Source organism: Streptomyces sp. NPDC097107, assembly GCF_044762405.1.
GTDB lineage: Bacteria > Actinomycetota > Actinomycetes > Streptomycetales > Streptomycetaceae > Streptomyces > Streptomyces thinghirensis.
In genome coordinates, this window is the sequence record NZ_JBIWEF010000007.1 from 328,102 (window position 1) to 345,994 (window position 17,893).

The 17,893-nt window shown below is 72.0% G+C and carries 15 protein-coding genes; 14 read left to right on the forward strand and 1 reads right to left on the reverse strand.

Features of this window, described 5'->3' with window-relative positions; all coding sequences use genetic code 11:
- The first annotated feature begins 43 nt into the window (after nucleotides 1-43).
- The 13 genes from ACIQ1J_RS19285 to ACIQ1J_RS19345 all read left to right on the forward strand — a co-directional run bounded on the left by ACIQ1J_RS19285 (nucleotide 44) and on the right by ACIQ1J_RS19345 (nucleotide 15,969).
- Nucleotides 44-1,024, forward strand: coding sequence for an aspartate carbamoyltransferase catalytic subunit (locus ACIQ1J_RS19285; protein ID WP_403558063.1), 981 nt, complete (start codon nucleotides 44-46; stop codon nucleotides 1,022-1,024).
- Nucleotides 1,025-1,028: 4 nt separating this feature from the next.
- On the forward strand, nucleotides 1,029-2,315 hold the full coding sequence (locus ACIQ1J_RS19290) for a dihydroorotase (protein ID WP_403558065.1): 1,287 nt from the start codon (nucleotides 1,029-1,031) through the stop codon (nucleotides 2,313-2,315).
- Nucleotides 2,312-2,929, forward strand: a complete 618-nt coding sequence (locus ACIQ1J_RS19295; protein ID WP_403558067.1) for a hypothetical protein — start codon at nucleotides 2,312-2,314, stop codon at nucleotides 2,927-2,929. Before ACIQ1J_RS19290 ends, ACIQ1J_RS19295 begins: the two co-directional genes overlap by 4 nt.
- On the forward strand, nucleotides 2,926-4,068 hold the full coding sequence (gene carA / locus ACIQ1J_RS19300; RefSeq protein WP_210961449.1) for a glutamine-hydrolyzing carbamoyl-phosphate synthase small subunit: 1,143 nt from the start codon (nucleotides 2,926-2,928) through the stop codon (nucleotides 4,066-4,068). Before ACIQ1J_RS19295 ends, carA begins: the two co-directional genes overlap by 4 nt.
- Entirely contained in the window at nucleotides 4,061-7,369 is a 3,309-nt protein-coding gene (gene carB / locus ACIQ1J_RS19305; protein ID WP_403558070.1) for a carbamoyl-phosphate synthase large subunit, read from the forward strand. Before carA ends, carB begins: the two co-directional genes overlap by 8 nt.
- Before the next feature lie 51 nt (nucleotides 7,370-7,420).
- Complete coding sequence (locus ACIQ1J_RS19310) at nucleotides 7,421-8,527, forward strand: quinone-dependent dihydroorotate dehydrogenase (RefSeq protein ID WP_403558072.1); 1,107 nt, start codon at nucleotides 7,421-7,423, stop codon at nucleotides 8,525-8,527.
- Nucleotides 8,524-9,369 carry an orotidine-5'-phosphate decarboxylase gene (gene pyrF / locus ACIQ1J_RS19315; RefSeq protein ID WP_210961446.1) on the forward strand — a complete coding sequence of 282 codons (846 nt, stop codon included), beginning with the start codon at nucleotides 8,524-8,526 and terminating at the stop codon, nucleotides 9,367-9,369. The genes ACIQ1J_RS19310 and pyrF overlap by 4 nt, the downstream gene beginning before the upstream one ends.
- A 223-nt stretch (nucleotides 9,370-9,592) precedes the next feature.
- The gene (locus ACIQ1J_RS19320; RefSeq protein WP_003977346.1) at nucleotides 9,593-9,916 is read left to right on the forward strand and encodes an integration host factor; all 324 of its coding nucleotides are present in this window, start codon (nucleotides 9,593-9,595) and stop codon (nucleotides 9,914-9,916) included.
- 37 nt (nucleotides 9,917-9,953) lie between these two features.
- Nucleotides 9,954-10,547 (forward strand): guanylate kinase, encoded by a 594-nt coding sequence (gmk, locus tag ACIQ1J_RS19325; RefSeq protein WP_210961445.1) that lies wholly within the window; start codon nucleotides 9,954-9,956, stop codon nucleotides 10,545-10,547.
- A 62-nt stretch (nucleotides 10,548-10,609) separates the two neighbouring features.
- On the forward strand, nucleotides 10,610-10,882 hold the full coding sequence (gene rpoZ, locus ACIQ1J_RS19330; protein WP_003977348.1) for a DNA-directed RNA polymerase subunit omega: 273 nt from the start codon (nucleotides 10,610-10,612) through the stop codon (nucleotides 10,880-10,882).
- A 122-nt stretch (nucleotides 10,883-11,004) separates the two neighbouring features.
- Nucleotides 11,005-12,207 (forward strand): bifunctional phosphopantothenoylcysteine decarboxylase/phosphopantothenate--cysteine ligase CoaBC, encoded by a 1,203-nt coding sequence (gene coaBC, locus ACIQ1J_RS19335; protein WP_403558075.1) that lies wholly within the window; start codon nucleotides 11,005-11,007, stop codon nucleotides 12,205-12,207.
- Between the two features lie 240 nt (nucleotides 12,208-12,447).
- Complete coding sequence (gene metK, locus ACIQ1J_RS19340; protein WP_403558077.1) at nucleotides 12,448-13,656, forward strand: methionine adenosyltransferase; 1,209 nt, start codon at nucleotides 12,448-12,450, stop codon at nucleotides 13,654-13,656.
- A 162-nt stretch (nucleotides 13,657-13,818) separates the two neighbouring features.
- Nucleotides 13,819-15,969, forward strand: coding sequence for a primosomal protein N' (locus ACIQ1J_RS19345; protein WP_403558079.1), 2,151 nt, complete (start codon nucleotides 13,819-13,821; stop codon nucleotides 15,967-15,969).
- A gap of 86 nt (nucleotides 15,970-16,055) precedes the next feature.
- On the opposite strand, the gene ACIQ1J_RS19350 is transcribed toward ACIQ1J_RS19345, so the two are convergent.
- The gene (locus ACIQ1J_RS19350) at nucleotides 16,056-16,604 is read right to left on the reverse strand and encodes a hypothetical protein (RefSeq protein WP_210961441.1); all 549 of its coding nucleotides are present in this window, start codon (nucleotides 16,602-16,604) and stop codon (nucleotides 16,056-16,058) included.
- 321 nt (nucleotides 16,605-16,925) lie between these two features.
- Between ACIQ1J_RS19350 and fmt the strand changes: the two genes are divergently transcribed.
- Nucleotides 16,926-17,858, forward strand: a complete 933-nt coding sequence (fmt, locus tag ACIQ1J_RS19355) for a methionyl-tRNA formyltransferase (RefSeq protein WP_403558082.1) — start codon at nucleotides 16,926-16,928, stop codon at nucleotides 17,856-17,858.
- Nucleotides 17,859-17,893: the final 35 nt, after the last annotated feature.

The following is a 17,893-nucleotide window of genomic DNA, read 5'->3' on the forward strand; positions in this document are numbered from 1 at the left end:
CTGTCCCGCTCTTCCGCATGAACCGCCTTACGGAGCCTCACAGATGCAGCGTCATCTCATCTCGGCCGCCGACCTCACCCGCGACGACGCCATCCTGATCCTCGACACCGCCGAGGAGATGGCCCGGGTCGCCGACCGGCCGATCAAGAAACTGCCGACCCTGCGCGGCCGTACCGTCGTCAATCTCTTCTTCGAGGACTCCACCCGGACCCGGATCTCCTTCGAGGCCGCCGAGAAGCGCCTGTCCGCGGACGTCATCAACTTCACCGCCAAGGGCTCCAGCGTCTCCAAGGGCGAGTCCCTCAAGGACACCGCCCAGACGCTGGAGGCCATGGGCGTCGACGCCGTCGTCATCCGGCACAGCGCCTCCGGCGCCCCGTACCGCCTGGCCACCTCCGGCTGGATCGACGCGCACGTCGTCAACGCCGGCGACGGCACCCACCAGCACCCCACCCAGGCCTTGCTGGACGCCTTCACGATGCGCCGCCGCCTCGTCGGCCGCGACGCCGGCCTCGGGAAGGACCTGGACGGACGCCGCATCACGCTCGTCGGCGACATCCTGCACAGCCGGGTCGCCCGCTCCAACGTCGACCTGCTGCACACCCTGGGCGCCGAGGTCACCCTCGTCGCCCCGCCCACCCTGCTGCCGGTCGGCGTCGAGACCTGGCCCTGCGAGGTCTCCTACGACCTCGACTCGACGCTGAGCAAGTCCGACGCGGTGATGCTGCTGCGCGTCCAGCGCGAGCGTATGAACGCCGCGTTCTTCCCGACCGAGCGCGAGTACTCCCGCCGCTACGGCCTCGACGGCGACCGCATGGCGCGGATGCCCGACCACGCCATCGTGATGCACCCCGGTCCGATGGTCCGCGGTATGGAGATCACCGCCGAGGTCGCCGACTCCGACCGCTGCACCGTCGTCGAGCAGGTCACCAACGGCGTCTCCATCCGGATGGCCGTCCTGTACCTGCTGCTCGGCGGCAACGAGCCCGCCGTCACCCACGCCCGCACCACCGAGGAGAAGTAAGAGCATGAGCAAGACCCTGATCCGCGGTGCGAAGGTGCTCGGCGGCGAGCCGCAGGACGTGCTGATCGACGGCGGGACCGTCGCGGAGGTGGGCGTCGGGCTGAGTGCCGAGGGCGCCGAGGCCGTCGAGGCCGACGGCAAGGTGCTGCTGCCCGGCCTGGTCGACCTCCACACCCACCTGCGCGAGCCCGGCCGCGAGGACTCCGAGACCGTCCTCACCGGCACCCGCGCCGCGGCGAGCGGTGGATACACCAACGTCTTCGCCATGGCCAACACCTTCCCGGTCGCCGACACCGCGGGCGTCGTCGAGCAGGTCTGGCGGCTCGGCAAGGAGTCCGGCTACTGCGACGTGCAGCCCATCGGCGCCGTCACCGTCGGCCTGGAGGGCGTCAAGCTCGCCGAGCTGGGCGCCATGCACGAGTCCGCGGCCGGTGTCACCGTCTTCTCCGACGACGGCAAGTGCGTCCACGACGCCGTGATCATGCGCCGTGCCCTGGAGTACGTGAAGGCCTTCGGCGGCGTCGTCGCCCAGCACGCCCAGGAGCCCCGGCTCACCGAGGGCGCCCAGATGAACGAGGGCGTCGTCTCCGCCGAGCTGGGCCTCGGCGGCTGGCCGGCGGTCGCCGAGGAGTCGGTCATCGCCCGGGACGTGCTCCTCGCCGAGCACGTCGGCTCCCGCGTCCACATCTGCCACCTGTCGACGGCCGGCAGCGTCGAGATCGTCCGCTGGGCCAAGTCGCGCGGCATCGACGTCACCGCCGAGGTCACCCCGCACCACCTGCTCCTCACCGACGAGCTGGTCCGGTCGTACAACCCGGTCTACAAGGTCAACCCGCCGCTGCGCACCGAGCGCGACGTCATGGCGCTGCGCGAGGCGCTCGCCGACGGCACGATCGACATCGTCGCCACCGACCACGCCCCGCACCCGCACGAGGACAAGGACTGCGAGTGGGCCGCCGCCGCCATGGGCATGGTGGGCCTGGAGACCGCGCTGTCGGTGGTCCAGGAGACCATGGTGGACACGGGGCTGCTGGACTGGGCCGGCGTCGCCGACCGCATGTCCTTCAAGCCCGCGCAGATCGGACAGGCCACCGGGCACGGCCGTCCCGTCTCGGCTGGTGAGCCCGCCAACCTCACCCTCGTCGACACGGCATACCGTGGCCAGGTGGACCCCGCGGGCTTCGCCTCGCGCAGCCGCAACACCCCGTACGAGGGTCGCGAGCTGCCGGGCCGTGTGACGCACACGTGGCTGCGGGGCAAGGCCACGCTCGTCGACGGGAAGCTCACGTGACACCTGTAATCCTGCTGGCCGCCGAGAAGGAATCGGCGGAAGTGACCGACTGGGCCGCCCGCGTCGGCTGGGTCGTCGGCCTCGGCCTGTTCGTCGCGCTCGTCTACTGGCTGATGCGCGAGGGCTGGAAGTGGCGCAGCACCCTCCAGGGCGACCTGCCGGAGCTGCCCGCCCGCCCGTCGCCCACCACCGCCGACGGAGGCGGCAAGCGGGCCCTGCCCGGAACGCCGCACGAGCCGGCTCCGGCGAAACTGACGATGAGCGGCCGCTACCACGGCTCCACCACCGCCGGACAGTGGCTGGACCGCATCGTGGCGCACGGCCTGGGCACCCGCAGCCGGGTCGAGCTGACACTGACGGACGCGGGACTGGACGTCGTACGCCCCGGCGCGAACGACTTCTTCGTCCCCGTCGCCGCACTGCGCGAGGCCCGGCTCGACAAGGGCATCGCCGGCAAGGTGCTCACCGAGGGCGGCCTGCTGGTCGTCACCTGGGAACACGGCGACAAGATGATCGACTCGGGCTTCCGCTCGGACCACGCGGCCGAGCACAACGAGTGGGTCGAAACCCTGAACGACATGATCGACAAGACGGAAACGGAAGGCGCACGATGACGACCTCCACCAGGGGAGCCGGCAAGGCTCCCGCCGTACTCGTCCTGGAGGACGGCCGGATCTTCCGCGGCCGTGCCTACGGGGCCGTGGGGGCCACGTTCGGTGAAGCCGTGTTCTCCACCGGCATGACCGGCTACCAGGAAACCCTCACCGACCCGTCGTACCACCGCCAGGTCGTCGTCATGACCGCGCCGCACGTGGGCAACACCGGCGTCAACGACGAGGACATGGAGTCCAAGAAGATCTGGGTCTCCGGCTACGTCGTGCGCGACCCCGCGCGCGTGCCCTCCAACTGGCGCTCCACGCGCACGCTGGACGAGGAACTGGCCGCCCAGGGCGTCGTCGGCGTCTCGGGCATCGACACCCGCGCCCTCACCCGCCACCTGCGCGAGCGCGGCGCCATGCGCGTCGGCATCTTCAGCGGTGACGCGATCCAGGACGACGCCGCACTGCTGGCCCGCGTCCAGGAAGCCCCCGAGATGACCGGCGCCGACCTCTCCGCCGAGGTCGCCACCACCGAGGCGTACGTCGTCCCGGCGATCGGCGAGAAGAAGTTCACCGTCGCCGCCGTCGACCTCGGCATCAAGGGCATGACCCCGCACCGCATGGCCGAGCGCGGCATCGAGGTGCACGTCCTGCCCGCCACGACCACCGTCGAGGACATCTACGCCGTCAACCCCGACGGCGTGTTCTTCTCCAACGGCCCCGGCGACCCCGCCACCGCCGACCACCCCGTCTCCGTGATGCGGGGCGTCCTGGAGCGCGACACCCCGCTGTTCGGCATCTGCTTCGGCAACCAGATCCTGGGCCGCGCGCTCGGCTTCGGCACCTTCAAGCTGAAGTACGGCCACCGCGGCATCAACCAGCCGGTGCAGGACCGTACGACCGGCAAGGTCGAGGTCACCGCGCACAACCACGGCTTCGCCGTCGACGCCCCGCTCGACAAGGTCTCCGACACCCCCTACGGCCGCGCCGAGGTCTCCCACGTCTGCCTCAACGACAACGTGGTGGAGGGCCTCCAGCTGCTCGACAAGCCGGCCTTCAGCGTCCAGTACCACCCCGAAGCGGCGGCCGGCCCGCACGACGCCGCCTACCTGTTCGACCGCTTCGTGAAGCTCATGGAGGGCCAGCGTGCCTAAGCGCACCGATATCCAGTCCGTCCTGGTCATCGGCTCCGGCCCGATCGTCATCGGCCAGGCCGCCGAGTTCGACTACTCCGGCACCCAGGCGTGCCGTGTGCTCAAGGCCGAGGGCCTGCGCGTCGTCCTGGTGAACTCCAACCCGGCGACGATCATGACCGACCCGGAGATCGCCGACGCCACCTACGTCGAGCCGATCACCCCCGAGTTCGTCGAGAAGATCATCGCCAAGGAGCGGCCCGACGCGCTCCTGCCCACCCTGGGCGGCCAGACGGCCCTGAACACCGCCATCTCGCTGCACGGCAACGGCGTCCTGGAGAAGTACGGCGTCGAGCTGATCGGCGCCAATGTGGAGGCCATCAACAAGGGCGAGGACCGCGACCTGTTCAAGGACGTCGTGGAGGAGGTCCGCAAGAAGATCGGCCACGGCGAGTCGGCCCGCTCCTACATCTGCCACTCCATGGACGACGTCCTCAAGGGCGTCGATGAACTCGGCGGCTACCCGGTCGTCGTCCGCCCCTCCTTCACCATGGGCGGCGCCGGCTCCGGCTTCGCGCACGACGAGGAGGAGCTGCGCCGCATCGCCGGGCAGGGCCTCACCCTCTCGCCGACCACCGAGGTGCTCCTGGAGGAGTCCATCCTCGGCTGGAAGGAGTACGAGCTGGAGCTGATGCGCGACAAGAACGACAACGTCGTGGTCGTCTGCTCCATCGAGAACTTCGACCCCATGGGCGTCCACACCGGCGACTCGATCACCGTGGCGCCCGCGATGACGCTGACCGACCGCGAGTACCAGGTGCTGCGCGACGTCGGCATCGCGATCATCCGCGAGGTGGGCGTCGACACCGGCGGCTGCAACATCCAGTTCGCGGTGAACCCGGTCGACGGCCGGGTGATCGTCATCGAGATGAACCCGCGCGTGTCGCGTTCGTCCGCGCTGGCCTCCAAGGCGACCGGTTTCCCGATCGCCAAGATCGCGGCCAAGCTCGCCGTCGGCTACACGCTGGACGAGATCCCGAACGACATCACCCAGGAGACCCCGGCCTCCTTCGAGCCGACCCTCGATTACGTGGTCGTCAAGGCTCCGCGCTTCGCCTTCGAGAAGTTCCCGAGCGCGGACTCCACGCTGACCACCACCATGAAGTCGGTCGGCGAGGCCATGGCCATCGGCCGCAACTTCACCGAGGCGTTCCAGAAGGCGCTGCGCTCGCTGGAGAAGAAGGGCAGCCAGTTCACGTTCGTCGGCGAGCCCGGCGACAGGGACGAGCTGCTGCGCGAGGCCGTCCGGCCCACCGACGGCCGGATCAACGCCGTCATGCAGGCCATCCGCGCGGGCGCCACGCCCGAGGAGGTCTTCGAGTACACGAAGATCGACCCCTGGTTCGTCGACCAGCTCTTCCTCATCAAGGAGATCGCCGACGAGCTGGCCGAGGCCCCCGAGCTGACCGTCGAGCTGCTCGCCGAGGCCAAGCGGCACGGCTTCTCCGACCAGCAGATCGGCGAGATCCGCGGCCTGCGCGAGGACGTCGTCCGCGAGGTGAGGCACGCGCTCGGCATCCGCCCGGTCTACAAGACGGTCGACACCTGCGCCGCCGAGTTCGCCGCGAAGACGCCGTACTTCTACTCCTCCTACGACGAGGAGACCGAGGTCGCGCGCCGCGAGAAGCCGGCCGTCATCATCCTGGGCTCCGGCCCGAACCGCATCGGCCAGGGCATCGAGTTCGACTACTCCTGCGTCCACGCCTCCTTCGCGCTCAGCGACGCCGGGTACGAGACCGTGATGGTCAACTGCAACCCGGAGACCGTCTCCACCGACTACGACACCTCCGACCGGCTGTACTTCGAGCCGCTCACCCTGGAGGACGTCCTGGAGATCGTCCACGCGGAGCAGCAGGCCGGCCCGATCGCGGGCGTGATCGTCCAGCTCGGCGGCCAGACCCCGCTGGGCCTGTCCCAGGCGCTCAAGGACAACGGCGTGCCGGTCGTCGGCACCCCGCCCGAGGCGATCCACGCCGCCGAGGACCGCGGCGCCTTCGGTCAGGTGCTCGCCGAGGCGGGCCTGCCCGCCCCCAAGCACGGCACCGCCACCACCTTCGCCGGCGCCAAGGCCATCGCCGACGAGATCGGCTACCCGGTCCTGGTGCGGCCCTCCTACGTCCTCGGCGGACGCGGCATGGAGATCGTCTACGACGAGACCCGCCTGGAGGCCTACATCGCCGAGTCGACCGAGATCAGCCCGTCCCGCCCGGTCCTGGTCGACCGCTTCCTGGACGACGCGATCGAGATCGACGTCGACGCCCTGTACGACGGCGAGGAGCTGTACCTCGGCGGCGTCATGGAGCACATCGAGGAGGCCGGTATCCACTCCGGCGACTCGGCGTGCGCCCTGCCCCCGATCACGCTGGGCGGCTTCGACATCAAGCGGCTGCGCGCCTCCACCGAGGGCATCGCCAAGGGCGTCGGCGTGCGCGGCCTGATCAACATCCAGTTCGCGCTGGCGGGCGACATCCTCTACGTCCTGGAGGCCAACCCGCGCGCCTCGCGCACCGTCCCCTTCACCTCGAAGGCGACCGCGGTGCCGCTGGCCAAGGCCGCCGCCCGCATCTCGCTCGGCGCCACCATCGCCGAGCTGCGCGCCGAGGGCCTGCTCCCGGCCACCGGCGACGGCGGCGAGCTGCCGCTGGACGCGCCGATCTCCGTCAAGGAGGCCGTGATGCCGTGGTCCCGTTTCCGGGACATCCACGGCCGCGGCGTCGACACGGTCCTCGGCCCGGAGATGCGCTCCACCGGCGAGGTCATGGGCATCGACTCCGTCTTCGGCACGGCGTACGCCAAGTCGCAGGCGGGCGCTTACGGGCCGCTGCCGACCAAGGGACGGGCGTTCATCTCGGTCGCCAACCGCGACAAGCGCTCGATGATCTTCCCGGCCCGCGAGCTGGTCGCCCACGGCTTCGAGCTGCTCGCCACCTCCGGCACCGCCGAGGTGCTCAGGCGCAACGGCATCAACGCCACGGTCGTGCGCAAGCAGTCCGAGGGCACCGGCCCGAACGGTGAGAAGACCATCGTCCAGCTCATCCACGACGGCGGGGTCGACCTCATCGTCAACACCCCGTACGGCACCGGCGGCCGCCTCGACGGCTACGACATCCGCACGGCGGCCGTGGCCCGCTCCGTGCCGTGCCTGACGACGGTCCAGGCGCTCGCCGCGGCGGTCCAGGGCATCGACGCCCTCAACCACGGCGACGTGGGAGTGCGCTCACTCCAGGAACACGCGGCCTTCCTGACCGCGGCCCGCGACTAGCAGCCCCGAGGGGGACACCGGAAACGGTGTCCCCCTTCTCATGAGGACACCATGTACAAGACCTTCTTCTCGCTCGTCTTCAAGCGGATGGACCCGGAGCGGGCGCACCACCTCGCCTTCCGCTGGATCCGCCTCGCCGTCCGCGTCCCCGTCCTGCGCACCTTCGTCGCGGCCGTGCTGGCGCCCCGCTTCAAGGAGCTGCGCACCGAGGCCTTCGGCCTGCGCATGCACGGCCCCTTCGGTCTGGCCGCCGGCTTCGACAAGAACGCGGTCGCCATCGACGGCATGGCGATGCTCGGCTTCGACCACGTCGAGATCGGCACCGTGACGGGGGAGCCGCAGCCCGGCAACCCCAAGAAGCGGCTGTTCCGGCTGGTGAGCGACCGGGCGCTGATCAACCGCATGGGCTTCAACAACGACGGCTCCCTGGCCGTCGCCGCCCGCCTGGCCTCCCGCACGCCCGTCCTGCGGACCGTCGTCGGCGTCAACATCGGCAAGACGAAGGTCGTTCCGGAGGAGGAGGCCGTCGGTGACTACGTGAAGTCCGCCGAGCGGCTCGCCCCGCACGCCGACTACCTCGTCGTCAACGTCTCCTCCCCGAACACGCCCGGACTGCGCAACCTCCAGGCCACGGAGGCCCTGCGTCCCCTCCTGACCGCCGTCCGCGAGGCCGCCGACCGCGCCGTCACCGCGCGGCGCGTCCCGCTTCTGGTCAAGATCGCCCCCGACCTCGCCGACGAGGACGTCGACGCGGTCGCCGACCTGGCCGTGGAGCTGGGCCTGGACGGGATCATCGCCACCAACACCACCATCGCGCGCGAGGGACTCGGCCTCACGTCCTCGCCGGTGCTCGTCCGGGAGACCGGCGGCCTGTCCGGCGCACCGCTCAAGGAGCGCTCCCTGGAGGTGCTGCGCCGCCTCTACGCGCGCGTGGGCGACCGGGTCGTCCTGGTGGGCGTCGGTGGCGTCGAGACCGCCGAGGACGCCTGGCAGCGCATCCTGGCCGGGGCCACGCTGGTCCAGGGCTACAGCGCGTTCGTCTACGAGGGCCCCTTCTGGGGCCGAGCCATCCACAAGGGACTCGCCGCGCGCCTGCGGCAGAGCCCGTACGCCACCCTCGCCGACGCGGTCGGCGCCGATGTCAGGAAGAACGCATGACGGTACTCGAACCCTTCGGCGCCCGGCTGCGCCGCGCGATGGACGAGCGCGGGCCGCTGTGCGTCGGCATCGACCCGCACGCCTCCCTGCTCGCCGAGTGGGGTCTGAACGACGACGTGGCCGGTCTGGAGCGCTTCAGCCGCACCGTCGTGGAGGCGGTGGCCGGCCGGGTCGCCGTGCTCAAGCCGCAGAGCGCCTTCTTCGAGCGCTTCGGTTCGCGCGGCGTCGCCGTACTGGAGAAGTCGGTCGAGGAGGCGCGGGCGGCCGGCGCCCTGGTCGTCATGGACGCCAAGCGCGGCGACATCGGCTCGACCATGGCCGCGTACGCCGAGTCGTTCCTGCGCAAGGACGCCCCGCTGTTCTCGGACGCGCTGACCGTCTCGCCGTACCTCGGCTACGGGTCCCTGAAGCCGGCCGTCGACATGGCGCGCGAGAGCGGTGCGGGCCTGTTCGTGCTGGCGCTGACCTCCAACCCGGAGGGCGGCGAGGTCCAGCACGCGGTCCGGGCCGACGGGCGCAGCGTCGGAGCGACGGTCCTGGCGCACCTGGCCGCCGAGAACGCCGGGGAAGAGCCCCTCGGGTCCTTCGGCGCGGTGGTCGGCGCCACCCTCGGCGACCTGTCGTCGTACGACCTGGGCATCAACGGCCCGCTCCTCGCGCCCGGCATCGGCGCCCAGGGAGCCTCCCCGGCGGATCTGCCGCGGGTGTTCGGCGCGGCGGTGCGCGACGTCGTGCCGAACGTCAGCCGGGGTGTGCTTCGTCACGGTCCCGACGTGGACGCGCTGCGGAAGGCCGCGGACCGCTTCGCGGAGGAGATCCGGAGCGCGGTCGCGGCGGCCTGAACCTGGATACATCCTCAAATCCGAGGCAATATGTCTGAAATGTCCGTCCTGGCGGAGGCTGACCAGGACTTTTCCGCTGTTCTCGCTGACTCTGGAGGACTTGGACGCTAGTCTCCGGGAAGAGTCAACGGGCAAGCGTGTTGCTCGTAGCTCCCCAGGTGTGGGGCGACTAGGTTCCTCACCGGTCCGTATCCGACAGTTCGACATCCGAGGTGACGTAGGCGTGGCTCTTCCGCCCCTTACCCCTGAACAGCGCGCAGCCGCGCTCGAAAAGGCCGCCGCGGCTCGCCGGGAGCGGGCCGAGGTCAAGAATCGACTCAAGCACTCCGGCGCCTCCCTCCACGAGGTCATCAAGCAGGGCCAGGAGAACGACGTCATCGGCAAGATGAAGGTCTCCGCCCTCCTCGAGTCCCTGCCGGGCGTGGGCAAGGTCCGCGCCAAGCAGATCATGGAGCGGCTGGGCATCTCCGAGAGCCGGCGCGTGCGCGGGCTCGGTTCCAACCAGATCGCCTCCCTGGAGCGCGAGTTCGGCAGCACCGGCAGCTGAGTCCGGACCACTCCGGGATTGCTGGAATAATCGCTGCATGGCTGCAACACCCCGGGGGACGTCCCCCGTACCCCCGGACGCACGTCCGCGGCTGACCGTGCTCTCCGGCCCCTCGGGGGTCGGCAAGAGCACGGTCGTCGCCCATATGCGCAAAGAACACCCCGAGGTCTGGCTGTCGGTCTCGGCGACGACCCGCAGGCCCCGCCCCGGCGAGCAGCACGGTGTCCACTACTTCTTCGTCACCGACGAGGAGATGGACAAGCTGATCGCCAACGGTGAGCTGCTGGAGTGGGCCGAGTTCGCCGGCAACCGGTACGGCACACCGCGTGCGGCCGTACTGGAGCGCCTGGAGGCCGGTGAGCCGGTGCTCCTGGAGATCGACCTCCAGGGCGCGCGGCAGGTCCGCGAGTCCATGCCCGAGGCCCAGCTGGTGTTCCTGGCCCCGCCCTCCTGGGAGGAGCTGGTGCGCAGGCTCACCGGCCGGGGCACCGAGCCGCCGGAAGTGATCGAGCGCCGCCTCGCCGCGGCCAAGGTCGAGCTGGCGGCCGAGCCGGAGTTCGACCAGACCCTGGTCAACACCTCCGTCGAGGACGTGGCGCGCGAGCTGCTAGCCTTGACGAACGTCGTGTGATCGCCACTGGTCACCCTGCGGTCATCCCGACTGAATCTTTCCCATCCATCGGAAGGTAGAGCGTGTCCTCTTCCATCTCCGCGCCCGAGGGCATCATCAACCCGCCGATCGACGAGCTCCTCGAGGCCACGGACTCGAAGTACAGCCTCGTGATCTACGCGGCCAAGCGGGCCCGCCAGATCAACGCGTACTACTCGCAGCTCGGCGAGGGCCTCCTCGAGTACGTCGGCCCCCTCGTGGACACGCACGTCCACGAGAAGCCGCTGTCGATCGCCCTGCGCGAGATCAACGCGGGGCTGCTGACCTCCGAGGCCATCGAAGGTCCGGCGCAGTAACACCGGCGGTATTACTTTCAGCCTCACGCTGACTTTTCCACAGGCCCGGCAGTCCGACTGTCGGGCCTGTGGTGTGTGATGGGTCGTACGCGACATCCGAGCCGGGGAGACGGGGAGAGACGGTGGACAAGCCCAAGGTCGTTCTGGGGGTCAGCGGCGGCATCGCCGCGTACAAGGCCTGTGAGCTGCTGCGCAGGTTCACGGAGTCGGGGCACGAGGTCCGGGTCGTCCCCACCGCCTCCGCGCTGCACTTCGTCGGCGCCGCCACCTGGTCCGCGCTGTCCGGCAACCCCGTGTCGACCGAGGTGTGGGACGACGTCCACCAGGTCCCGCACGTGCGCATCGGCCAGCACGCCGACCTGGTCGTCGTCGCCCCGGCCACCGCCGACATGCTGGCCAAGGCCGCCCACGGCCTCGCCGACGACCTCCTCACCAACACACTGCTCACCGCCCGCTGCCCGGTCGTCTTCGCCCCCGCCATGCACACCGAGATGTGGGAGCACCCGGCCACCCAGGAGAACGTGGCGACGCTCCGCCGGCGCGGCGCCCTCGTGATCGAACCGGCCGTCGGCCGCCTCACCGGCGTCGACACCGGCAAGGGCCGGCTGCCCGACCCCGGCGAGATCTTCGAGGTCTGCCGCCGGGTGCTCGCCCGCGGCGTGCGCGAGCCGGACCTCGCCGGACGGCACGTCGTCGTCAGCGCCGGCGGCACCCGGGAGCCCCTGGACCCGGTCCGCTTCCTCGGCAACCGCTCCTCCGGCAAGCAGGGCTACGCCCTCGCCCGCACCGCCGCCGCCCGGGGCGCCCGCGTCACGCTGGTCGCCGCCAACCCGTCGCTGCCGGACCCGGCCGGCGTGGCCGTGGTCCCGGTGGGCACGGCCGTTGAACTGCGCGAGGCGATGCTGCGCGCCGCGGCGGACGCCGACGCCGTCGTCATGGCCGCGGCGGTCGCGGACTTCCGGCCGGCGGCGTACGCCGCCGGGAAGATCAAGAAGAAGGACGACCAGGAGCCCGCGCCGATCACCCTGGTGCGCAACCCGGACATCCTCGCGGAGATCTCCACGGACCGGGCCCGCTCCGGACAGGTGGTCGTCGGCTTCGCGGCCGAGACCGACGACGTCCTCGCCAACGGCCGGGCGAAGCTGAAGCGCAAGGGCTGCGACCTCCTCGTGGTCAACGAGGTGGGGGAGCGCAAGACCTTCGGATCCGAGGAGAACGAGGCCGTGATCCTCGGTGCCGACGGCAGCGAGACCCCGGTGGCGCACGGCCCCAAGGAAGCCCTGGCCGAAACGGTGTGGGACCTCGTGGCGGAACGGCTCGGCTGAATGACTCATTCACGCCACCCGGCTCGCGAACCCGGTGCATTCGAGCGTGGCGGCCCTGGCCAAGGGTGCGTCGTTCCAGGCAGAATGCCCGTGCCGCAGGTCACAGCCCTTCCGAGAGGCGAGACGGGTGGGCCCGTGGTGGAGTGCGACCGATAAACTGTTCTCGGACGTCGCCGGGTGCAGCTCCCCGTGCCGTCCACCAATGATCAGCCAGCAGCCGCTGCAACCCCAGGGAGCGTTGTGTCCCGTCGCCTGTTCACTTCGGAGTCTGTGACCGAAGGTCACCCCGACAAGATCGCTGACCAGATCAGCGACACGATTCTCGACGCGCTACTGCGTGAGGACCCGACCTCTCGGGTCGCCGTCGAAACCCTGATCACCACCGGTCTGGTGCACGTGGCCGGCGAGGTCACCACCAAGGCCTACGCGGACATCGCCAACCTCGTCCGCGGCAAGATCCTGGAGATCGGTTACGACTCCTCGAAGAAGGGCTTCGACGGCGCCTCCTGCGGTGTCTCGGTGTCGATCGGTGCCCAGTCCCCGGACATCGCGCAGGGCGTCGACACGGCTTACGAGAACAGGGTCGAGGGCGACGAGGACGAGCTGGACCGGCAGGGCGCCGGCGACCAGGGCCTCATGTTCGGCTACGCGTCCGACGAGACGCCGACCCTGATGCCGCTCCCGGTCTTCCTGGCGCACCGCCTGTCCAAGCGCCTGTCCGAGGTCCGCAAGAACGGCACGATCCCCTACCTGCGCCCGGACGGCAAGACGCAGGTCACCATCGAGTACGACGGCGACAAGGCCGTCCGGCTCGACACGGTCGTCGTCTCCTCCCAGCACGCGAGCGACATCGACCTGGAGTCGCTGCTCGCCCCCGACATCAAGGAATTCGTCGTAGAGCCCGAGCTCAAGGCGCTGCTGGACGACGGCATCAAGCTCGACACGGAGAACTACCGCCTCCTGGTCAACCCGACCGGCCGCTTCGAGATCGGCGGCCCGATGGGCGACGCCGGCCTGACCGGCCGCAAGATCATCATCGACACCTACGGCGGCATGGCCCGCCACGGCGGCGGCGCCTTCTCCGGCAAGGACCCGTCCAAGGTCGACCGCTCCGCCGCGTACGCGATGCGCTGGGTCGCCAAGAACGTCGTCGCCGCGGGCCTCGCCGACCGCTGCGAGGTCCAGGTCGCGTACGCCATCGGCAAGGCCGAGCCGGTCGGGCTCTTCGTGGAGACGTTCGGCACCGCCAAGATCGACACCGAGAAGATCGAGAAGGCGATCGACGAGGTCTTCGACCTTCGTCCGGCCGCCATCATCCGTGACCTCGACCTGCTCCGCCCGATCTACGCCCAGACCGCGGCGTACGGTCACTTCGGCCGCGAGCTCCCCGACTTCACCTGGGAGCGCACGGACCGCGTGGAGGCGCTGCGGCAGGCAGCGGGGCTGTAAGGCGCCCGACGCGTCCCGCCCGACGGCACGTCGCGAGGCCCGGTGTCCCCGGTGGGGACGCCGGGCCTCGGCGTGTCCGCGCGCGGGCAGGGCGGCCACGTGGCGCGGCGGTGCGCGTCCGGGCACCGTCGTTTGTCAGTGGTCTTTGGTAGGAATGCAGGCGTGAGCAGCGAGAACGAACCGGCGGGCGGTGGCGCTCAGGACGCGCCGCCCGAGCAGCTCGCGCTCATCCGGGAGAGCGTGCGCGAGGCGAAGGCGCCGCGGGCCAAGCCGCGGACCTGGCGTGGAGCCGCGCTCGCCGGGGAGCTGCCCGTCGCCCGGGTCCTCGTCGACAAGGGCGTACTCCACCTCGACAGGTACTTCGACTACGCCGTGCCCGAGGAACTCGACGCCGACGCCCAGCCCGGCGTGCGGGTGCGGGTGCGGTTCGGGGCCGGGCGGCACCGGGTGCGGGACGGGCGGCGCGAGGGCGGGGGCCTCATCGACGGTTTCCTCGTCGAGCGGCTCGCCGAGTCCGACTACTCGGGTCCGCTGGCCGCGCTCGCCCAGGTCGTCTCGCCGGAGCGGGTGCTGGACGAGGAGTTGCTGGGGCTCGTGCGGGCGGTCGCCGACCGGTACGCGGGCAGCCTCGCCGACGTGCTGCAGCTCGCCGTACCGCCGCGCAACGCGCGCGCCGAGAAGCGGGCGTCTCCCGAGCCGCTGTCCCCGCCGCCGGTGCCCGAGCCGGGGTCCTGGACGCGGTACGAGCAGGGGGCCGCGTTCGTGGCGGCCCTCGCCTCGGGGGGTACGCCGCGCGCGGTGTGGAACGCGCTGCCCGGTCCGCGGTGGAGCGAGGAGCTGGCCCGGGCAGTGGCGGCCACGCTGGCCTCCGGCCGGGGCGCGCTCGTCGTGCTGCCCGACGGGAGGGCCGTCGCCCGCGCCGACGCCGCGCTGACCGCGCTGCTGGGCGAGGGACGGCACGCGGTGCTCACCGCCGACGCCGGACCCGAGAAGCGGTACGCGCAGTGGCTCGCGGTGCGCCGAGGGGCCGTACGGGCCGTCGTCGGGACCCGCGCCGCCATGTTCGCGCCGGTGCGGGACCTGGGGCTGGTCGCCCTCTGGGACGACGGCGACGACAGCCACAGCGAGCCGCACGCCCCGCAGCCGCACGCGCGCGAGGTGCTGCTGCTGCGCGCCGCCCAGGACAGGTGCGCCTTCCTGCTGGGCGGGTGGAACTGCACCGTGGAGGCCGCGCAGCTCGTGGAGACCGGCTGGGCCCGGCCGCTGGTCGCCGCGCGGGAGCAGGTGCGGGCCGCCGCCCCGCTGGTGCGGACGGTGGGGGACCAGGACCTCGCCCGGGACGAGGCAGCCCGCGCCGCGCGGCTGCCGACCCTCGCCTGGCAGGCCGTCAGGGACGGGCTGCGGCACGGACCGGTGCTCGTGCAGGTGCCCCGACGGGGCTACGTACCGCGGATGGCCTGCGCCGCGTGCCGGACGCCCGCGCGTTGCCGGCACTGCTCGGGGCCGCTGGAGGGGCAGGCGTCCGGGGCCGCGCTGCGGTGCGGCTGGTGCGGGCGCGAGGAGGGCGGGTGGCACTGCCCGGAGTGCGGGGCGTTCCGGTTGCGCGCCCAGGTCGTGGGTGCGCGCCGCACCGCCGAGGAACTGGGGCGGGCGTTCCCGGCGGTGCCGGTGCGCACCTCGGGCCGCGAGCAGGTGCTGGACACCGTGCCGGAGACGCCCGCGCTGGTCGTGAGCACTCCGGGGGCCGAACCCGTCGCCGAGGGCGGCTACGCGGCGGCACTGCTGCTCGATGGCTGGGCGATGCTCGGGCGACCGGACCTGCGGGCCGGCGAGGACGCGCTGCGGCGCTGGCTGGCCGCCTCCGCGCTGGTGCGCCCGCAGAGCGCCGGGGGCACCGTCGTCGCGGTCGCCGAGCCGACCCTGCGGCCGGTACAGGCGCTGGTGCGCTGGGATCCCGTCGGCCACGCGGTGCGGGAACTGGCCGAGCGGGCCGAGCTGGGCTTTCCGCCGGTGTCGCGGATGGCGGCCGTGGCGGGACCGGCGGAGGCGGTTGCCGCCCTTCTCGGCGCGGTCGAGCTGCCGCGCGAGGCCGAGGTGCTGGGCCCGGTGCCGCTGCCGGTCACGCCCGCGGGGCGTCCGCGGCGGGTGGGTGGGCCACCGCCCGGAGAGCAGTGGGTGCGGGCGCTGGTCCGGGTGCCGCCGGGGCGCGGGGCGGCGCTGGCCGGTGCGCTGAAGGCCGCTCAGGCGGCGCGGATGGCGCGGGGGAGCGACGTGGCGGTGTGGGTCCGGATCGATCCGCCCGACATCGGGTGAGGGGCGTGCGGGGAGGCGTACACACGGCAAACCCGCTGTCCTCCCGCGTGAACCGGGCGGACAGCGGGCTGGTGGGCCGTCGCGGCTCAGCCGTTGCGCGGGCCGGGGAAGGCCGTCGGCCGGACGTCGTCGCGCAGGGTCGGACTGCCCGCCGTCGGCTGGGTCGGCATGGACCGGGCGGCCGGGACCGTGGGCACGGTGGGGAGGCCGGGGCCCACGTTGACCGGGTGGGTGCCCGTCGGTTCGGGTACGTGCTCGGGGGTCTCGGCGGGAGCCGACTGGGTCGCGGCGCGGCGGGAGCCGTAGCGGCGGTGCACCGCCTGCTTGGTGACGCCGAGTGCGGAGCCCACCGCGTCCCACGAGAAGCCGAGCGAACGGTCGAAGTCCACGGCGGCCGTGACCAGGGTCTCGACGCTGTCCCGCAGCTCCTGGGCGAGACGGACCGTCGGGGCGGGGGCCCGCCCGTAGACGACGAAGCCCGTGGAGGGGCCGGAGCGGCGCGGACGGTAGACGTTGCCCAACTGGGCGGTGAGGGTGCGCAGTGCGTCCACCTGCCGGCGGACCCGCTCGATGTCCCGCACCAGCAAGTGCAGGCTGGCCCGAGCCTGGGCGTCGTGGGTTGCGTGGTCGGCCATGAACAAGCCTCTCGAACCGGCGTTGAAAGGAATCGGGCCGCGCGGGCGGTCCGGTGGTCAACTCTTTCTTGACCAACGCGTGGGCGCTCCGGTGGTCACGGGGTGGGGGCGTGGCGGCATATGCGCGCGCCTGTTTCCGCCGGGTGTGCGCCTCGGCCTTCGGCGGTCTTCTCTCCCACTCGTGCACCACCCGTCTCCAGTCGGTCGAGATGGTGGGGTCTGCCATGGGGTGCGTCGCCGTCGGCGGGTGCTCGTAGTCTCCGGGCTCGTAGACTGGTGCGTCGCCCGCATCCGCCCCCGCCCGAGAGGCCCGTCCCACCCATGAAGCTCGTCTTCGCCGGTACCCCCGAGGTCGCCGTTCCCGCTCTGGACGCCCTGATCGCCTCCGGGCGCCACGAGGTGGCCGCCGTCGTCACGCGGCCCGACGCTCCGGCCGGGCGAGGGCGCCGGCTGGTCGCCTCTCCCGTGGCCGAGCGTGCGGAGGAGGCCGGCGTCGAGGTGCTCAAGCCCGCGAAGCCGCGCGATCCCAAGTTCCTGGAGCGGCTGCGCGAGATCGCGCCGGACTGCTGCCCCGTCGTCGCCTACGGTGCGCTGCTGCCCCGGGTGGCCCTCGACGTGCCCGCCCGCGGCTGGGTCAACCTGCACTTCTCGCTGCTGCCCGCCTGGCGCGGAGCCGCTCCCGTGCAGCACGCGCTGATGGCGGGCGACGAGATCACGGGCGCGTCGACCTTCCTGATCGAGGAGGGCCTCGACTCCGGCCCCGTCTACGGGACGGTCACCGAGACCATCCGCCCCACCGACACCAGCGGCGACCTGCTGACCCGGCTCGCCTTCGCCGGCTCCGGGCTGCTCGCCGCCACCATGGACGGCATCGAGGACGGCAGCCTGGAGGCCGTACCGCAGCCGGCCGACGGCGTCACCCTCGCCCCGAAGATCACCGTCGACGACGCCCGGGTCGACTGGACCGCCCCGGCGCTGCGCGTCGACCGGGTGGTGCGCGGCTGCACCCCGGCCCCCGGCGCCTGGACCACGTTCCGGGGCGAGCGGCTCAAGCTCGTGCAGGCCCTCCCCGCGCCCGACCGGACGGACCTCGCCCCGGGGCAGCTCGCCGTCGGCAAGAACAACGTGCACGTCGGCACCGGCTCCCACGCCGTCGAGCTGCTGTGGGTGCAGGCCCAGGGCAAGAAGCCGATGCGGGCCGCGGACTGGGCGCGCGGCGTGCGGATCGCCGAGGGCGAGTCGCTCGGCGGCTGACCTGCGCCTCCGCAGCACCGCTCACCGGCCCGGCG

What these genes read in the sequence shown, in the direction of transcription:
- ACIQ1J_RS19285 (WP_403558063.1), top strand. Translation starts at nt 44, where the DNA reads ATGCAGCGTCATCTCATCTCGGCCGCCGACCTCACCCGCGACGACGCC.
- fmt (WP_403558082.1), top strand. Translation starts at nt 16,926, where the DNA reads ATGAAGCTCGTCTTCGCCGGTACCCCCGAGGTCGCCGTTCCCGCTCTG.
- ACIQ1J_RS19350 (WP_210961441.1), bottom strand. Translation starts at nt 16,604, where the DNA reads ATGGCCGACCACGCAACCCACGACGCCCAGGCTCGGGCCAGCCTGCAC.
- ACIQ1J_RS19310 (WP_403558072.1), top strand. Translation starts at nt 7,421, where the DNA reads ATGTACAAGACCTTCTTCTCGCTCGTCTTCAAGCGGATGGACCCGGAG.
- carA (WP_210961449.1), top strand. Translation starts at nt 2,926, where the DNA reads ATGACGACCTCCACCAGGGGAGCCGGCAAGGCTCCCGCCGTACTCGTC.
- ACIQ1J_RS19290 (WP_403558065.1), top strand. Translation starts at nt 1,029, where the DNA reads ATGAGCAAGACCCTGATCCGCGGTGCGAAGGTGCTCGGCGGCGAGCCG.
- pyrF (WP_210961446.1), top strand. Translation starts at nt 8,524, where the DNA reads ATGACGGTACTCGAACCCTTCGGCGCCCGGCTGCGCCGCGCGATGGAC.
- gmk (WP_210961445.1), top strand. Translation starts at nt 9,954, where the DNA reads ATGGCTGCAACACCCCGGGGGACGTCCCCCGTACCCCCGGACGCACGT.